The 16,260-nt window shown below is 42.5% G+C and carries 15 protein-coding genes; 7 read left to right on the top strand and 8 right to left on the bottom strand.

The genetic code is table 11. The features are described from left to right. Positions 1-139: 139 nt before the first annotated feature. Together FIS9605_RS0135365 and FIS9605_RS0135360 are read right to left on the bottom strand one after the other, a co-directional pair. On the bottom strand, positions 140-391 hold the full coding sequence (locus FIS9605_RS0135365; RefSeq protein ID WP_026736687.1) for a hypothetical protein: 252 nt from the start codon (positions 389-391) through the stop codon (positions 140-142). A gap of 475 nt (positions 392-866) precedes the next feature. Further along, positions 867-1,457, bottom strand: coding sequence for a DUF1802 family protein (locus tag FIS9605_RS0135360; RefSeq protein ID WP_082209954.1), 591 nt, complete (start codon positions 1,455-1,457; stop codon positions 867-869). 86 nt (positions 1,458-1,543) lie between these two features. Between FIS9605_RS0135360 and FIS9605_RS0135355 the strand changes: the two genes are divergently transcribed. Both FIS9605_RS0135355 and FIS9605_RS0135350 read left to right on the top strand, forming a co-directional pair. Next, complete coding sequence (locus tag FIS9605_RS0135355) at positions 1,544-2,503, top strand: aldo/keto reductase (RefSeq protein WP_026736685.1); 960 nt, start codon at positions 1,544-1,546, stop codon at positions 2,501-2,503. Between the two features lie 522 nt (positions 2,504-3,025). Next, positions 3,026-3,730 carry a hypothetical protein gene (locus tag FIS9605_RS0135350; RefSeq protein WP_026736684.1) on the top strand — a complete coding sequence of 235 codons (705 nt, stop codon included), beginning with the start codon at positions 3,026-3,028 and terminating at the stop codon, positions 3,728-3,730. Between the two features lie 394 nt (positions 3,731-4,124). On the opposite strand, the gene FIS9605_RS0135345 is transcribed toward FIS9605_RS0135350, so the two are convergent. Next, on the bottom strand, positions 4,125-5,069 hold the full coding sequence (locus FIS9605_RS0135345; protein WP_026736683.1) for an alpha/beta fold hydrolase: 945 nt from the start codon (positions 5,067-5,069) through the stop codon (positions 4,125-4,127). Positions 5,070-5,226: 157 nt separating this feature from the next. Between FIS9605_RS0135345 and FIS9605_RS0135340 the strand changes: the two genes are divergently transcribed. Then, positions 5,227-6,102 carry a shikimate dehydrogenase gene (locus FIS9605_RS0135340; RefSeq protein WP_026736682.1) on the top strand — a complete coding sequence of 292 codons (876 nt, stop codon included), beginning with the start codon at positions 5,227-5,229 and terminating at the stop codon, positions 6,100-6,102. Between the two features lie 126 nt (positions 6,103-6,228). On the opposite strand, the gene FIS9605_RS0135335 is transcribed toward FIS9605_RS0135340, so the two are convergent. Beyond that, complete coding sequence (locus FIS9605_RS0135335) at positions 6,229-6,846, bottom strand: hypothetical protein (protein WP_026736681.1); 618 nt, start codon at positions 6,844-6,846, stop codon at positions 6,229-6,231. A gap of 374 nt (positions 6,847-7,220) precedes the next feature. On the opposite strand from FIS9605_RS0135335, the gene FIS9605_RS0135330 reads away from it, so the two are divergent. Next, positions 7,221-7,652, top strand: coding sequence for a hypothetical protein (locus FIS9605_RS0135330; RefSeq protein WP_026736680.1), 432 nt, complete (start codon positions 7,221-7,223; stop codon positions 7,650-7,652). A gap of 221 nt (positions 7,653-7,873) precedes the next feature. Here FIS9605_RS0135330 and FIS9605_RS0135325 read toward each other — a convergent pair whose 3' ends face one another. Both FIS9605_RS0135325 and FIS9605_RS0135315 read right to left on the bottom strand, forming a co-directional pair. Further along, on the bottom strand, positions 7,874-9,079 hold the full coding sequence (locus tag FIS9605_RS0135325) for an FG-GAP repeat domain-containing protein (RefSeq protein WP_026736679.1): 1,206 nt from the start codon (positions 9,077-9,079) through the stop codon (positions 7,874-7,876). 633 nt (positions 9,080-9,712) lie between these two features. Further along, a complete protein-coding gene (locus FIS9605_RS0135315) occupies positions 9,713-10,933 on the bottom strand; it encodes an FG-GAP repeat domain-containing protein (RefSeq protein ID WP_026736678.1) in 1,221 nt (406 codons plus the stop codon). Between the two features lie 381 nt (positions 10,934-11,314). On the opposite strand from FIS9605_RS0135315, the gene FIS9605_RS0135310 reads away from it, so the two are divergent. From FIS9605_RS0135310 to FIS9605_RS0135300, 3 genes are all read left to right on the top strand, one after another. Further along, positions 11,315-12,622, top strand: a complete 1,308-nt coding sequence (locus tag FIS9605_RS0135310; protein ID WP_026736677.1) for an aminopeptidase P N-terminal domain-containing protein — start codon at positions 11,315-11,317, stop codon at positions 12,620-12,622. 115 nt (positions 12,623-12,737) lie between these two features. Further along, on the top strand, positions 12,738-13,379 hold the full coding sequence (locus tag FIS9605_RS0135305) for a hypothetical protein (RefSeq protein ID WP_026736676.1): 642 nt from the start codon (positions 12,738-12,740) through the stop codon (positions 13,377-13,379). A gap of 10 nt (positions 13,380-13,389) precedes the next feature. Further along, the gene (locus FIS9605_RS0135300) at positions 13,390-14,124 is read left to right on the top strand and encodes a pentapeptide repeat-containing protein (RefSeq protein WP_026736675.1); all 735 of its coding nucleotides are present in this window, start codon (positions 13,390-13,392) and stop codon (positions 14,122-14,124) included. A 358-nt stretch (positions 14,125-14,482) separates the two neighbouring features. Here the strand turns inward: FIS9605_RS0135300 and FIS9605_RS0135290 are convergent, their stop codons facing one another. Then, positions 14,483-15,250 (bottom strand): phycobilisome rod-core linker polypeptide, encoded by a 768-nt coding sequence (locus tag FIS9605_RS0135290; RefSeq protein ID WP_026736674.1) that lies wholly within the window; start codon positions 15,248-15,250, stop codon positions 14,483-14,485. A gap of 115 nt (positions 15,251-15,365) precedes the next feature. After that, positions 15,366-16,100, bottom strand: a complete 735-nt coding sequence (locus FIS9605_RS0135285) for a phycobilisome rod-core linker polypeptide (protein WP_026736673.1) — start codon at positions 16,098-16,100, stop codon at positions 15,366-15,368. Positions 16,101-16,260: the final 160 nt, after the last annotated feature.

Here is a 16,260-nt window from a genome sequence, read left to right as displayed (position 1 = left end):
AACTATAAATTCTCAACGGCAAAGTTTTTCAGGATACATAATTTCTGACTCCATATCAAGTTTGTCTCATTACTCATCATTCAAAAATGATCGCGTTCCCATATTAATCGCAATGATAAGTATGTAACTAAACCTGATATTACAACTCTACTGGAGCGACTGATGCAGAAAACTCATTTGCTAGTGCAGTAGGTACTAAAGTCCAACCAGCTTTCAAAAGTTTTTGGTAAGTTGCCCAGCCTTTAGAACCGCCTGGTATGTTGTAATCTGGTACTGCAAATTGGCGAAAAGTCGTATAAGGACGCCATGGTTCATTGGGTGCAGTTTGCAAATGCAAAATCTTTTCCCCATTGTCACCAGATGCAGATAACCAGCACATTCTTCGATGCATGGCAAACTCCTTTGTGTTTTGCTTTAGATGCATAATAGCAGAATTTTGTCAAGCTCAACTTCACCCCAGTGGGATAGCTTTTGCTTTATTTTAGATAGATGCGTAACATCAAATACTTCTTTCCTAGGTTTGAGTAATAATCAAAACTTCTTCATAGAAAACAAGTAGCAATAACAAAACAACTATGTTCAAATCATGTTAAGTGCTGTAAAAAAACTTGGGTGTATCAACAACTACGATTTATTGATAATAGATTTATATAAAGCTATGTGATTTTATTATCTGTTAGTTTTGAAAATGCAATGGATGCCTAAAACAGGCGTGCAGCGAGGCTAATTGGAAAGAGAAATAGCCCTTGTCGCTGCTTAAAGATATAGCTGCACTTTCAAGATGAAGCAAATTCTGCCTGGAAATAACTTATGCAACTCCTAGCTTCAGTCTTCTGAATGCTGATTCAGCAAGAACTCTGTCTGCTTCAGACGCATGGCGCATAGAACTTGTCACCGACGATATCGCGAATTTCCGTTACTAGCTGAGAGTAAGTGGAATCCGATAAAACTGGTTCTACTCCTCGTATATCAATCGGTTGGGCTAAATCAATCCATGACTTACAACCTCCATATTCACAAAGATAGGGAATTTCCTGAACTTGGGGTAGTTTGTAAGCCCGTAACAACAGAATATACAATGGTTGGCGCACTTTCCATTTCAGGCGATCGCTAATAAAATGCTCGTTCCAAATATGAAACGGAAGCAAGGCGCTAACTATTGCTTCGTCATTGACAGGAAAAATATCGGTGATTTTTGCCCAACTGCCAATGCGAACTGTTTCTGGACGCCAGCCTGGTGTCACAGGATAAACAAGATTGGCATACTCAGGTTTTAGTAGAAAAGGCTGTTGATGTTCGTAAGTCGGGTAGAGCAAAATCCGATCGTGGGCAACTTGGAAACGTCCGTTGCGTTCGTGGATACCGCCTTTGCGAAGCAGCATAATTGTTTTGCCAGCTTCTAAAGCAGTGACGGCAACTGCCCATTCTTTGAGTGCGTGAAAAGTTGTAGTCACCATAAGCATCTACTTTAACTCCGATTTTATTTGACGCCAAGATCGATACACTATGTCACTATCTGTGGAGATGAATGCCAGGAGTATTTATGGAAAAGCGTCGCTTGAGTAAATCGGATGTGAAAACTACACCCATTCTCATGGGAACTTGGCAAGCTGGTAAAAAAGCGTGGGTGGGAATTGAAGATACGGAGTCGATTAAAGCCATACGTGCAGCTTTTGAAGCTGGCATCACTACCATAGATACAGATGAAGTCTATGGTGACGGACATTCAGAGCGAATTGTTGCCGAAGCTTTATCTGATGTGCGCGATCGAGTCGAGTATGCTACTAAGGTTTTTGCCAACCATCTCAAGTACGATCAAGTCATCGAGGCTTGCGATCGCTCTTTGAAAAATCTCAAAACTGACTACATCGATCTTTACCAAATTCATTGGCCTTCTGGCGCGTTCAACAGTGAAATAGTTCCCATAGAAGAGACAATGAACGCCCTCAACCACCTCAAACAGCAAGGTAAAATCAGGGCGATCGGTGTTTCTAACTTTTCCCGCACCCAGTTAGAAGAAGCAGCCAAGTACGGACGAATAGATAGCTTACAACCGCCCTATTCCCTATTCTGGCGGCAGGTAGAAAAGGATACCATGCCATATTGTATAGAAAATAATATCTCCATCCTTGCCTACTCACCGCTAGCACAAGGGTTATTAACAGGTAAATTTCCCCCCGATCATAAATTTGACCCTCAAGATAACCGTGCTAAAAATATACTGTTTCAGGGAGAAAACTTTGTTCGCGCCCAACAAGCTTTAGAAAAACTACGTCCAATTGCAGCACGCCATCAGTGCAGTCTAGCTCAATTAGCGCTGGCGTGGTTAATAGCCCAACCGCAAACTCAGGCGATCGCAGGCGCACGCCATCCCCAACAAGCAACAGACAACGCCCAGGCTGCTGCTATTCAACTTTCACAAGCTGAACTTCAAGAAATCGATGCCATAGGACGTATCGTCACCGACCATTTGGATGATAGTTCATCGGTTATGTGGAATTGATAGTTAATTGTTGATCGTTGGTCGTTGGTTGTTGGTTGGGTTAGTATTTCCAAACAACAAACAACTACCAACAACCAACAAATTTATCTGTTGTGTTGAGAAGTTTAAAGACTCGTAAACTTCGGTTAAAAGGGACTTGCTAATTATTTTTGAAGTGATAACTTAATAAGTAGGACACCAAACAAGGCACAATCAAACTGAATGGGCAAATGACTCGGTGTCCCCCGTCATAAAGCCCGAGCAAGCTTTCAGCATAACGAAAATTTAAGTGGCACATTTCCCCTAAAGATTGAAACAAGGGGAGGCCAAATCCCAAAGCGGAAAAACGCAATTATGCTAGGTTTGCAACTAGTGATGTCCACCTTAGTTGTCTTCTTTTTCTAAACTTAACGAGAACATCGATTTGATCATTCAGGAGTTTGCAGAACCTGGTCACCTCTGGCCAGGTTTTTGAGTTTCTAGACAATTACCCAGCAGCGAATAAAATTGGACAGCAACATATCCTGCTGGAGAATTGATTGAATGATAAATCATAGTTTTTTTAAGAGAATAGCTGCATTGACGATTGTGGCTATACTTTCTTTTTCCTGTGAGGGAACTGTTACTAGACAAACAGAACAGACAAAAGCAAATGCTCAGCAACAGCTACAGCCAAATCTTTTTTACGGTGACATAATAATCAAAGAAGAATCAGACTATTTGATGATTCCAGTTGGTCTAGCAGATAAAAATCAGGATAGATTTAACTTGTCATCTTCGTATGAAAATCCAAAGAGTTATTATAACATTATTTTTTATTCTAAAAAAGATGGCAAAACCCATCTTTTATTAAGTAAAAAAGCAATTATTCATGCTTTCGATTTATTAGATTACAAAAAAGCAGGTAAATCCTCCACTAAATTTTGGTTATATCAAATAGTTGATAGCGATACTAATGGAGATAAAAAACTAGACTACCAAGATGCTAGGATAGGCTATATATCTGATTTTTCAGGTAAGAATCTCAAGCAAATTACACCAGATAATACTCAGATTCTGAATTCAACTATTGTGCAAAGTGCAGGCGCAATTTTTATCAAAATTCTCAAAGATTCTGACAACGATAAAAAGTTTACAGAAAAAGATGAGACAAATTTTATCAAGGTTAATCTTGATAATCCCACCGTTGGCTCTGAAATTATTAATGACGAGACAGAGCAACAAATTAAATCTTTAGTTGTAAAATAACTCAGTTGCTATAAATATTTCTCGTAATAACTGTTAGTAGTTAGTAGTTAGTAGACAACTACTAACTACTAGCGAACCCAAATCTTAGTAGAGAAGACTATTTTCCTCTTAGTGCCTTAGTGTCTTGGTGGTGAAAAAAGAATGATTGAAACACCCTACTCTACGAGAAGCCGCTGCGCGTCTACGGGTTCGCCACTTTGCCTACCCTTACGGGAAGCCGCTGCGCGTCTACGTGACGGGAAGCGGAGCCACTGCGGTGGACGGGTCTCCCGGCATAAAGCATGTGGCGTCCAAGACGGCAAGTGGACTCACCAAGACACTAAGGCACCAAGAAAAATCCATTTCCAAGACTCACACCTTGACAGGGGTACTACTAACCACTAACTACTAACCACTAACTCATAACTACCGAACAAACCCAATCCCGCAGCAGAGAATTGACCTGATCTGGTACTTCGTCATGAGGACAATGGCCTGCCCGCAAGAAGTGTTCTGTCAGTTCAGGATAGTATTGCCGAAACTTCTGAGAACGTTCTCTCGCTTGCATCCAAGGATCGGCTTCTCCCCACAATAGCAATAACGGACAAGTTAATTGCTTTAAGAGGATATCAACTTTTTCTCCTTGGGGAGTCCTGAAGACCGAGGAAAACACATCAAAAGCACCCGAATCGCAAGCAGGGCGATAAATTTCTTCTACTAATTGGTCTGTAATCGCACTTTTGTCAAGATAAACCTTCTCTAGGGTTTGCCGAATTATCCTCTTTTGCCGCACGTATTGAAATAACACAAACTGGGCTAAAGGTTGTTGAAAAATCCACTTGGCAACATCGCCCAACAGTTTTTGTAACGGTTCCGGTTGTTGTTGGGGTGGTTCAATTTGGGCTTGCAATGCTTCCGGTTCAGCTGTAGGCTGCTTCTCGCTAAACGGGCCTGCACTGTTGAGTAACACCAAACCAGCCGCTGCATCAGAACGTTGGGCTGCAACACACAAGCTAGCATAACCACCAAGGGAATTACCTGCTAGTACTGCTTTTTGACCTATTATTTGCGTAATAAAGTCATACAGTTGATCGCGCCACAAGTTACCGCCATACTCCAATTTTGGCTTGGCTGAACGTCCGAATCCCAACAAGTCGATCGCCCAAACTTCAAAATCGTTACACAGTTCGGCGATATTTTTGCGCCAGTGGTCAGTAGAAGCACCAAACCCATGCACTAATAACAGAGGTGGACGTTGGGGCTGAGGTTTTCCTGCTTGTACGTAGTAAACATTATGCCCTCGCCACTGCCAATATTTGCCGGGAATTGGGTTTGTAGAGAAGGCTGTCGTTGCCTGCATGATTCCAAAGAAATGTTAAGTATATTTTATTAATTTTAATAATTTTATTTGAGCTTTTGCAGATGCTAGGCTGATAATTTACGGTCTAATAGCGCCAAACACAAGTTTCTCATTTTTTATTGTCCTTGGTGTTCAGGCGGTTCAATTTCTTAAGGAAATGCAACAATTAATTACAGGCAAAACCAAATTGCTAGGAGTGATTGGGCATCCGGTAGAGCATTCACTATCACCAGTGATGCACAATGCAGCGATCGCTCACTTGGGACTGGATTATATCTACCTTCCCTTTCCGATTAAACCAGAGGATCTACAAGCCGCTATTGCTGGTTTTGCAGCTATTGGGGTTGTGGGGTTTAGCGTTACAATTCCTCACAAACAGGCGATATTACCTTTTTTATCAGCGATCGAACCAATTGCCCAAGCTGTGGGAGCAGTCAACACAGTTGTGCGTAAACATAACCAATGGCTTGGTACAAATACTGATGTGGAAGGATTTCTCGCTCCTTTGCAAACATATCACCAAAACTGGAGTCAAAAAATAGCAGTGATCTTGGGTAATGGTGGTGCAGCGAGGGCAGTTGTAGCAGGTTGTACGCAGTTGGGTTGTGCAGAAATTCATGTTGTTGGGCGCAACGTGCAGCGGTTAAGAGAATTCCGCAAGAGTTGGGAAAATTCACCCCTAGCAGTTAATCTTGACATCCATAAATGGGAAGAATTGCCACAGTTAATTCCGCAAGCACACTTACTAGTGAACACAACTCCTATTGGCATGTATCCCAAGGTGGAAGAGTCGCCTTTGAGTGCAGAGGAAATGGCAGATTTGCAACCAGGTGCGATCGCCTATGATTTGATTTACACCCCAAATCCGACGAAATTTTTACAACAGGCGCAACAGGTGGGTGCAATAGCTATAGATGGATTGGAAATGCTTGTCCAACAAGGCGCAGCAGCGTTGAAAATCTGGTTACAACAGGAAACTGTGCCTGTGGATGTGATGCGTCAAGCTTTGCAAAAGCATCTGGGTTTGGGGTAATAGGAAGTTAATAACCTTTTAAGCTTCGCGCATATAATTTCCATCTTTTTCACTTTAGAGAAAACGTGTCTACCTTCTCCCACTCTCCCACTCTCCCACTCTACCCAAATGGGTAAATTAAAAGCCTCACAGCTTACCATCATTTGCCCAGCGCCAATAATAGCGATTCCATTCGTACACGCCTTGAATTTCATATTCAGCGCCGTTATTGAAGCGGATGATGCAGTTAGTAAAGGAATCATGGCTATTTTTAACTTCATCTACCTGAATGACGACGCAGGGAAACCATTCACGAGTACACGGGCCATCGTCTTGTACCCATTCCCACAGCGCATTGCAGATTTCAATGCGATCGCCCACCTTTAGTTTTAATGTGTCCTCAAAAGAAAACCGATTAAAATGATATGGCTGAATGCGATTGAGCCATTGCAAACCGTAGCGATCGCGAATAAATTGTACCTCTTTGGAGTCATTTTCTTGTAGCCAGTCATTCAGTAACTTAACTTTCCATGAAAAATTTTTTTCCTCTTGGGCTTTGACAAAACGTAAAAATGCTTGTAACTCTTGCGATGTCAATTCATCTAGGGGATTGTCACAATCAGACACTGTAGAATTGGGGTTTTTCTGAATTTGCTCAACTACTTGCAGTAATATCTGTTTCTGCATATCAGTGAGAGGGCAGCTAGCTGTTTCACAGCGATTAAACGCTGCTTGCAAGGCTACTTCAATCTCATCTGGTGTCATAAGTTAATAGCAATTGCAGGGCTATTTTTCTAATTATTACAAAATTTGTAGAAACTGAAAATTGAATGTTTATACAATCGCAAAGAGGTTTAGCAGTACACTAGGGGCAAGTTTTATTGCTCATCCGTAGCTCCCAACGAGAATGTATCAGCTAAACTGCCCTTGCGATCATCTAGTTAATTCGATGGACATGATATAAATTGGTGTGAATCTAAATACAGTAAATGTTATGTAATTTCCAAAACATAGAAATTACGAAAAATTCCTATTCCTCAAAAAGTATATGTCAGCTTCATAAGTCAAATCCTGACAGCCAAAATAGTATAAGCTGGGTTTTAAGTTAGCTATTGTTCTATTTATTAATGGTGTCTTTTATGCTGTTGCGATCGCTCACGGTTATTTTCTTTTCCTGCGTTTTTGGGGTATTATCGTGGGTGCTCACTCCCCCCGCTGTAGCGCTGACACAAATAAAACTATCTGACATAACTTACAAACAGTGTCCACCAGAAATCGCAAAAGGAGCGGTTACTAGTGGCACTACGATGGCAGCTAATTGCTTTCTTGTCACCGGCAAAGCTGAAAATTCCACCAATAAAACAGTCTACGACGCAGATATTTTTGGACGCATCTATGATGCTAATAATGACCCAGTTATGCAAAACCGCACCCGTCTTGGTTCAATTGCGGAAGTACCACCGGGTATTAGTGATTTTGAGTTGAGAATTTCTGTGCCAGCAAATCAGCCTACTCCTTTAAAGCTGAAGCAGTTTAAAGCAGCTGGGTTTGGTGCTCAAGTTCGGAAGTAATAAGAAGGCAGAAGGCATGGCGCAAGAGGCATAGGGGAAAGGGCATCGGGCAAAGGAACTGGAGAAGTAAAAAGTAAAAAGGTAAAAGAAAAAATTCTTTCTTTTTACTTTTAGCTTTTAACTTTTGACTTATTTTTACCCAATCCCCAATCCCCAATCTTCAATCCCCAATTCCCAATCCCCCCTTCAGGTGAGTCTAAATATTCCATCACCAAAAAATTTTAGTAAGCATACCATCCAGGGGCAACTTGTGGTATAGAAACACTATTGGCAGTGGTGCCATCCATCAGCCAAACAACATCATCACCGGTTGTGTTGTTGCGCCAGAAGACATCTGTTTTACCATCACCGTTAAAATCGCCGATGCTAGGCTGCCAAGCTAAGTCAGTTGCAGGTAGAAAAGCCGCAGTACCAATTGATGTGCCATCCATCAACCAAGCGGTATTCTCACCAGTATTCTCGTTGTGCCAGAAGACATCTGTCCTACCATCGCCGTTGAAGTCGCCAATAGAAGATTTCCAAGCAGAGTCCATATTTGATAGAGAACCCCCACTGATGAAAATGCCATTCATTAGCCATACGCTATTTTCACCAGTTTCAGCATTGCGCCAGAGGATATCAGTCCTGCCATCGCCATTAAAATCACCACTGCTAAAATCCCAAGTACCTTCTAATTTTGCCAAACCGTATTCCGACGCATTTGTACCATCCATAAACCATACTTTATTTTCACCTGTGATATTGTTGCGCCAAAAAACATCGTTCTTGCCATCGCCATTAAAATCGACAATGCTGTAATTCCAAGTTGCGTCAGCTGAGGGTAAAAATGCCGCAGTCGTAACTGTTGTATCATTGATAAACCAAGTAGCATTCTCACCAGTTTGAGCATTGCGCCAAAAAATATCACTCTTACCATCGCCATTGAAATCTGCAATGCTAAAAGTCCAGGATGGATTTATTGTCTGTAATGAAGCCTGAGTGGCAATATTTGTGCCATCCATCAGCCAAATGACTGTTTCACCACTGTTTTTATTCCGCCAGAAGATATCGGTTTTGCTATCACGGTTGAAATCAGCATAAGCAAAGTCCCAGGATGCATCAACAGCAGGCAGAGAAGCTGCATTGGGGTTAGTGCCATCCATCAACCAAACAGCGGTTTCACCAGTTTCCGGGTTACGCCAAAATTTATCAGTTTTACCGTCGCCATTGAAATCAGCAACAATTGCTGCATTGCTGAATCTGGTATTAGGATTGGGGTTTTTTGCAGCTGCTAAAGGCTGCTTTTCATCTATAGATTCTGAGGAACGCCCAAGGCTGAAATTAGTATTGGGGACAACCTTGTCATCAAAAGTATTTGTAGCAATTTGAGCATATTTTGATGCACTAGTATCTACAGACAAACTCAAGGAATTGTTAGAGGCAGACATAGTGTTTGTTCATGACCAGTGTTCACATAGCAATTCTCGATTGCGTCCATTAGACAATAGGGGCGCAAGGTATTGCGTCCCTACTAATATCTCTGGTCAACTCAATTTAGAACTGCTATAAATCTTTTACATTTTTTGTATTATTTTTTTTGTCAAATATTAACAAATAGTGTTTTTTTAACTGTTGTTGATGATTAACAATTGCTCTTTTTTAAGATATAAGGGCACGTAAAAAAGTTGTAATGAATTCTTAAATACTCACTACAAATACAGATTTATGTGCATAGCATTACCAAGTTGCATTCAATTACAAATTAAAAATGACATCTTTGAAAGCAACTTGATATCTAACTGTTTATTTACGGAATAAGCGGGTGGTAGATGCACTTGTATATGCACAAAATCGCGCGATCGCTCTAGTCAAAACAGCTAATTTTGATGGCAATGGTCGGCTATCTTACTAGCAAACCTCCTAAACAACTACCCGCTATCAATGAAAATTCTTGGGCAGATTTGATTTTTGTTTCAGCGCTTACTGTTAATGAGTGCGACATTGGCAAGCAAATTGACAACAAATAAGGTTTATCTACACATGAAGGTACAGTTGTCGCCGATTAGCTTTATTGTCATCTTCTAGAAAGTGTACCATTCTTTACCAAGTGTTGGTAGAGTTGAAGGCTGAGGATCGGTACTATCAATTGTCACAATGGCGTTTTCACCTGTTTCGTAATTGCGCGAGAAGATGTCGGTTCTACCATCGCCATCAAAATCGCCTATACTGGGTATCCAGGCAGCGCTAGGTGCATCCCTTTCAGTTTCACTAACAACATTTGCACCATCCATTAGCCATACCTTGTTCTGACCAGTTTCCTGGTTAGACCACAAGATATCGGTCTTGCCATTGCCGTCAAAGTCACCAATCAGTGGTTTCCAACCTGCACCCTCAAGTGTAGGTAGAACAGCTTCAGTACCGACATTTCCACCATTGATTAGCCAAAGTTTGTTCTCACCCGTTGTTTTATTGCGCCAGAGAACGTCAGTTTGGTAATTGAGGTCAAAATCGCCAAAGGTAGCTTCCCATTCAGAACCAAGTGTCGGCAAAGCAGACGCGGTAGCGTTTGTGCCATCCATTGTCCATAAGGTATTTTCACCTGTTGCTTGATTGCGCCACAAGATGTCTGTCTTGGCGTCGCCGTTGAAATCAACGATGTTGGCTGTCCAGTTGGTATCGGTAGTTTCTAGAGAAGCTGGAGTGGTAACTGTTGTGCCATCCATCAGCCAAACAGAGTTCTCTCCTGTGTTCGTGTTCCGCCAAAGGACGTCAGTTTTTTTATCTCCATTGAAATCTGCAATGCTAGCTGTCCACTCCGGGCCTAATTGCGCCAATGAAGCCTCAGAGGCAATTGTTGTGCCATCCATCAGCCAAACGACGTTTTCACCTGTTGATTTATTGCGCCAGAGTACGTCAGTTTTGTTATCACCGTTGAAATCGGCAATCCTAAAATCCCAGTCTGCACCCATTGTTCGGTTGCTACCATCAGCATTCTTCACAAAATCACTAGAGCGAACTTCTCTACCGTTCATGAACCAAATGGCGACTTCACCAGTTTGAGAGTTACGCCAGAATTTATCATCTTTACCATCACCATCGAAATCTGGCGAAATAGCTGCACTGTTGAAGATGGGATTTGGATTTTCCAAACCAGGAACAGGAATTGCAACCGCAGAATCTGCTCCTGAAGAACGCCCATAGTAAGACGGAGTACTTATATCGGTCTTGTTGGCACTGTTCTCTGTTGTTGAGATTGGAGCTGATTGGATTGCACTACTACGAGTAGAAATAGAATCCAACATGGCGTGTGTTTATGACAAGTGGTCATAAACCTTTTAACTGTTTTTTTATTGTGGATTCAAGTGTTAATTAATAACATATTTATCTTCTTAATTTTTTTTTAATATTTGTTATGTTTCCCTTACAAAAAATAGGTTTATCTAGCTATTTTTTAGGAAAAATCAAGTGCAATCTAATAACATTTTGCAGTCTTAATTATTTTTGCTTCAATCAATTTGTTAGATAAACAAACACTCATATTTTTTCAACAGCTTTTATATGGATTGCCAAAGTTGAATAAGAAACTTGTACTAAAATAATCTGAGTGATTTTACGCCTTAAATGACTTTTAAGGCACCTAATACAGAAAGTATAAAATAGGTAATAAAAAACAGTAAAAAATTATGCACAAAGAATATCAACAGCGTCGGAAAGCATTGATGTCAAAGATTGGTAATGGTACTGCGATCTTTCGTAGTGCCCCAATGGCAGTAATGCACAACGATGTGGAATACACTTTTCGCCAAGATAGTGATTTCTTTTATTTGACTGGCTTTAACGAACCGCAAGCAGTGGCGGTTCTATCGCCTCATCACCCAGAACATCAGTTTGTGCTGTTTGTGCAACCCAAGGATCGGGAACAGGAAGTTTGGAGTGGTTATCGCTGTGGAGTAGAAGCAGCGAAAGAAGTGTATGGGGCGGATGAAGCTTACCCGATTACGGAACTAGATGAAAAATTGCCTCAGTATTTGGAAAAGGCAGACCGGATCTATTATCGCTTGGGACGCGATCGCCCTTTTAACGAAAAAATCCTCGACCATTGGCAACGCTTGATGCGGACTTATCCGAAACGGGGTACAGGGCCGATTGCCATTGAAGATACTGGCCCCATCCTTCACAGTATGCGACTTATCAAAAGTGACGCAGAACTGGAGTTAATGCACAAAGCTGCTGACATCGCAGTGGAAGCACACAACCACGCGATGAAATTTACTGCACCGGGACGTTACGAGTACGAAGTGCAGGCGGAAATTGAACACATTTTCCGCAAGCGCGGTGCAATGGGGCCTGCCTATCCTTCAATTATTGCCTCTGGTGCAAACGCCTGCGTGCTGCACTACATAGAGAATAATCGCCAGATGCAAGATAACGAGTTACTGCTGATTGATGCTGGCTGTGCCTATGATTATTACAACTCGGATATTACGCGCACATTTCCGGTAGGGGGTAAGTTTACCTGCGAACAAAAAGCGCTGTACGAGATTGTTTTAGAAGCACAAAAACAAGCGATCGCCCAAGTGCAACCAGGCAATCCTTATAATTTAGTTCACGATACCGCCGTGCGCGTCCTTACAGAAGGCTTGGTAGAACTTGGTATTCTCAAAGGCGAAATAGACAAATTAATAGAAGAAGAGAAATACAAGCCAGTTTACATGCACCGTACTGGCCATTGGCTAGGCTTGGATGTGCATGACGTGGGAGTTTACCAACACGGCGACAACCCGCAAGTTTTACAACCGGGTCAAGTGCTAACAGTAGAACCGGGACTTTACATAGTGCCGGGTACTAAACTAGCAGAAGACCAACCAGAAATTGCTCAACGTTGGATTGGTATTGGTATCCGCATTGAAGATGATGTTTTGGTAACACCCACAGGACATGAAGTGTTAACTGCTGGCGTTCCCAAGGAAGTAGAAGACGTGGAAAGATAAACATTTGGGTGGGCAATGCTGCTCACCCAGTTGTTCAAGCCATATGGTAGTGTAAAGTTACATAGACAAATATTGCGATAAATAACTTTTACCCTCATGACTGGAGTGCAAACCCTTGGGAATAGAACTACGCAGTTTCGTATTTCTCGACAGCTTGCAACCTCAACACGCAGCATATATAGGAACGGTAGCTCAAGGTTTCTTGCCATTACCAGGGGATACATCGCTGTGGATTGAAATCTCTCCTGGGATCGAAATTAATCGGATTACGGACATAGCGCTTAAAGCTGCTTCTGTGCGTCCCGGAGTACAGGTAGTAGAACGATTGTACGGTCTATTGGAAGTGCATTCAGGCTCCCAAGGTGAAACGCGAGCCGCTGGTCAAGCCATTTTGGCAATGCTAGGAGTCAAAAAAGAGGAATGTTTCAAACCGCGTGTCGTTTCTAGCCAGATTATCCGCAACATTGATGCTTACCAAGCACAACTAATCAATCGCACGCGAAGGGGCCAGCTACTACTAGCAGGACAAACACTGTATGTATTAGAAGTTGAGCCTGCTGCTTATGCTGCACTGGCTGCGAATGAAGCTGAAAAAGCGGCGGCGATTAACATTCTTGAAGTCCAAGCTGTAGGCAGCTTTGGACGGCTTTACTTAGGTGGACAAGAACGGGATATTCTGGCAGGAGCAGCGGGAGCACGGACAGCGATTGAAAGTGTAGCTGGTCGGATCAATCCTCAGAGTAAGCGTCAGGAATAAAGGAAAGCAAATGGCAAATCAAGAGCATCTGGCTTTACTAAGAGCAGGTGCGCTCACATGGATTGAGTGGAGAAGTAAAAATCCCCAGATAGAACCAGACCTCAGCACCGCCAACCTCTGTGGGGATAACCTCAAAGGCGCGAACCTCAGCGGTGCTGACCTCAGAGGTGCTAACCTCCACAGAGCAATCCTCATTGAAGCTAACCTGAGCGTAGTTAACTTCAGTCTTGCTAACTTGAGCGGTGCTAAACTGACACGGGCAGATCTGAGTCATGCTAATTTGATCGGTGCTGACTTGAGTGAGGCGAATCTCAAAGACGCGGCGATCGCTGACGCTAACCTCATTGGAGCTGACTTGAGAAGTGCTAACTTGAGAGGTGCTGATTTAGGTGCAGCAAAGCTTCACCGCACTAACCTCTGTTTTGCCAATCTCATCGAAGCTAACTTGATTGCAGCTGATCTCAGCAAAGCCAATCTGTACGACGCGGAAATGATCGGAGCTTACCTTTACAAAACTGATCTGTACAAAGCTAATCTTAGTAATGCTCATCTCAGTTGTGCATACTTGTTGCGGGCTAACCTTGTGGAGGCTGAGTTGAGCAAAGCTGACTTAAGATGGACTAACCTCACAGGAGCGAACTTGGCAGGGGCTAATCTCAGAGGGGCTAACCTCAGCGGCGCTAATCTGAGAGGAGCTAACCTTAGCGGTGCGAATCTCCAGGAGACAATTATGCCTAAATCTTGATACTGAAGACTACTTTCCTCTTTGTGTCCCTTCGCTGCGCTCGAGGGCAAGCTTAGTGACTTGGTGTTTCAAAAATTATTTTTTCACCACAAAGGCACAAAGACACTAAGTACAGCTTTGCGTACAAGCATAGCGATTTGAAACGCACCAGGTAGCAAAGGTAACGCAGAGGGGCGCGGAGTTTTAGTGCAAAAGTTTCCCGCGCGAACTATGTCTGGTATCAAACAACAAACAACTACCAACAAATTACTGGGTCTTATCTCCACCTCACGCAATGCTTTGCTAACACCGCATCAGCATGGAAACAAGACCCAGTATCAAATTTAGTTGTTTAGATTAGGCAATCTGAGTCGTAATTTTAGCGTCTGCTACCACCACGATTAGGCACTAAGCTCATGTAATCCAGATCGGCCGCACGAATGTTTTGAGCGTAGTTGCCTTTGGCATCAATTGCAGCTGCCATGTCAGCGTATTTACGCGGATCGCCTTCTGCCAGCCGCCGTTCTTGGGATTTGCGGCTGTAGAATTTTTCCACAGTAAAGCGCCAGTCAGTTGTAACAGTGCCAGCACTTTCTTGGAAGTCTTCGCCATAGCGAGGAGTTACCAAATTGTAGGGACGATCTACTAAGCGCTTGCGCTGGTAAGGTACGGTGTTGTCGCCAAATGCCTCGGTGTATTCATCGCTGTCGATGAGGGCATCAACAAAGCCGCCAAAACCTTTGGTACCAATGACAATTGACCAAGCGATTTCTTCTTCTTTGTTGTAAGCAGAACGACCTAAAAAGCGCTTCAGACAGATGTCTACGAGACGGTAATTGTTGTTAACCGAGACAACCAACCGGTAGAAGGCTTCAGATTTTGCTAAACCACGGATGAAGTCCCGTACAGTCAGTGAGCCATTTTTCAGCTGAGATTCGATGTGCTGCTGGCGATTGAACTTGAGAATCTCATGTTCGCTGAAAACTTGACGATAAGCCGCCCAAATGACGTTTTGCATGTCAGTGAAAGAGCTGACATCTTCTAGGCGGTAAATATACGGTGTATCTTCATTCCGGTCAGCTACTCCAAAGCTTTTTACCCGATGATTTTGACTGCTAGGTTTGTATTCAAGTAATGGCAGTGCCATTTGCGATTTTCCCCTTTAATTATCAACAAATTAAAAAGAGCTAGCTCTTGAAAACTGAAGGAGGCTTGATGATTACAATCCTCTTTCATTCTTTACTTAATTTTCCCGCATTTGGTTAGAAGGCAGAAGTATTTACGAACCAATTTAGTACAAGCAAGAAAGTGACGATTCCAGAGAGTCCAACTACTACAGCGGTTATTGTTCTCCAATCCACTTTCTGAGGATATGGTGATTGAGTTAAAAAACCATACCATTCGGTGTGATGTACCCAACTAGTCTGAATAATGCCTGCCTTGTCACGATACTCTGCACCATAGCGCGGGGTAAAGCTGAATGGTCTATCTGTAGACATCCGCTTGCGCTGATAGGGTACGGTATAGTCGCCAAAGGCTTGTTCGTACTCCTCGCTATCTATGAGCGTATCTACAAATCCTCCCCAACCGCGAGTAGCGATTTGAATAGACCAAGCAATTTCTTCTTCTTGATTGTAGGGAGTGCGGCCCAACAAACGTTTTAAGCACATTTCCACCAGCCGATAATTGCTGTTGGCTGCAACCACCAGCTGATAAAATCGCTCTGATTTCGCTAAACCTCGGATAAAATCACGCACTGTAATTGATCGATTTTTCAGTTGTGTTTCCAAGGCAATTTGACGATTAAACTGAAGAATTTCCTGTTCGTTAAAGACTTGGCGGTAGGCTGCCCAAATCAGTTCTTCAACTTCACCACTAGAGTTCGTATCTTCAAGACGGTAAATATAAGGAGTATCTTCATTTAAATCCGCCCTGCCAAAACTACGAACTCTTTGATTTTGAGTAGTGGGTTTGTATTCATGTACAGGTAGTGCCATATTTTCATCCACCTTTTACATAACTTGGCACTTTAGAAGGTTCTTAGATTTACAACTTAGAAATTACCAAGCAAGCAAACCTTGAAACCTTCTAAACTGTGTGAACTAATGTTTGGATTTAGCAGACCCACTCTTAATTTTTGGTTGTTTGTTGTTGGTT

Source organism: Fischerella sp. PCC 9605 (genome assembly GCF_000517105.1).
In the GTDB taxonomy this organism is placed as follows: Bacteria; Cyanobacteriota; Cyanobacteriia; order Cyanobacteriales; family Nostocaceae; genus PCC9605.
Note: the sequence above shows the minus strand (reverse complement) of the source record. Positions and strands in the feature narration are given on the sequence as shown.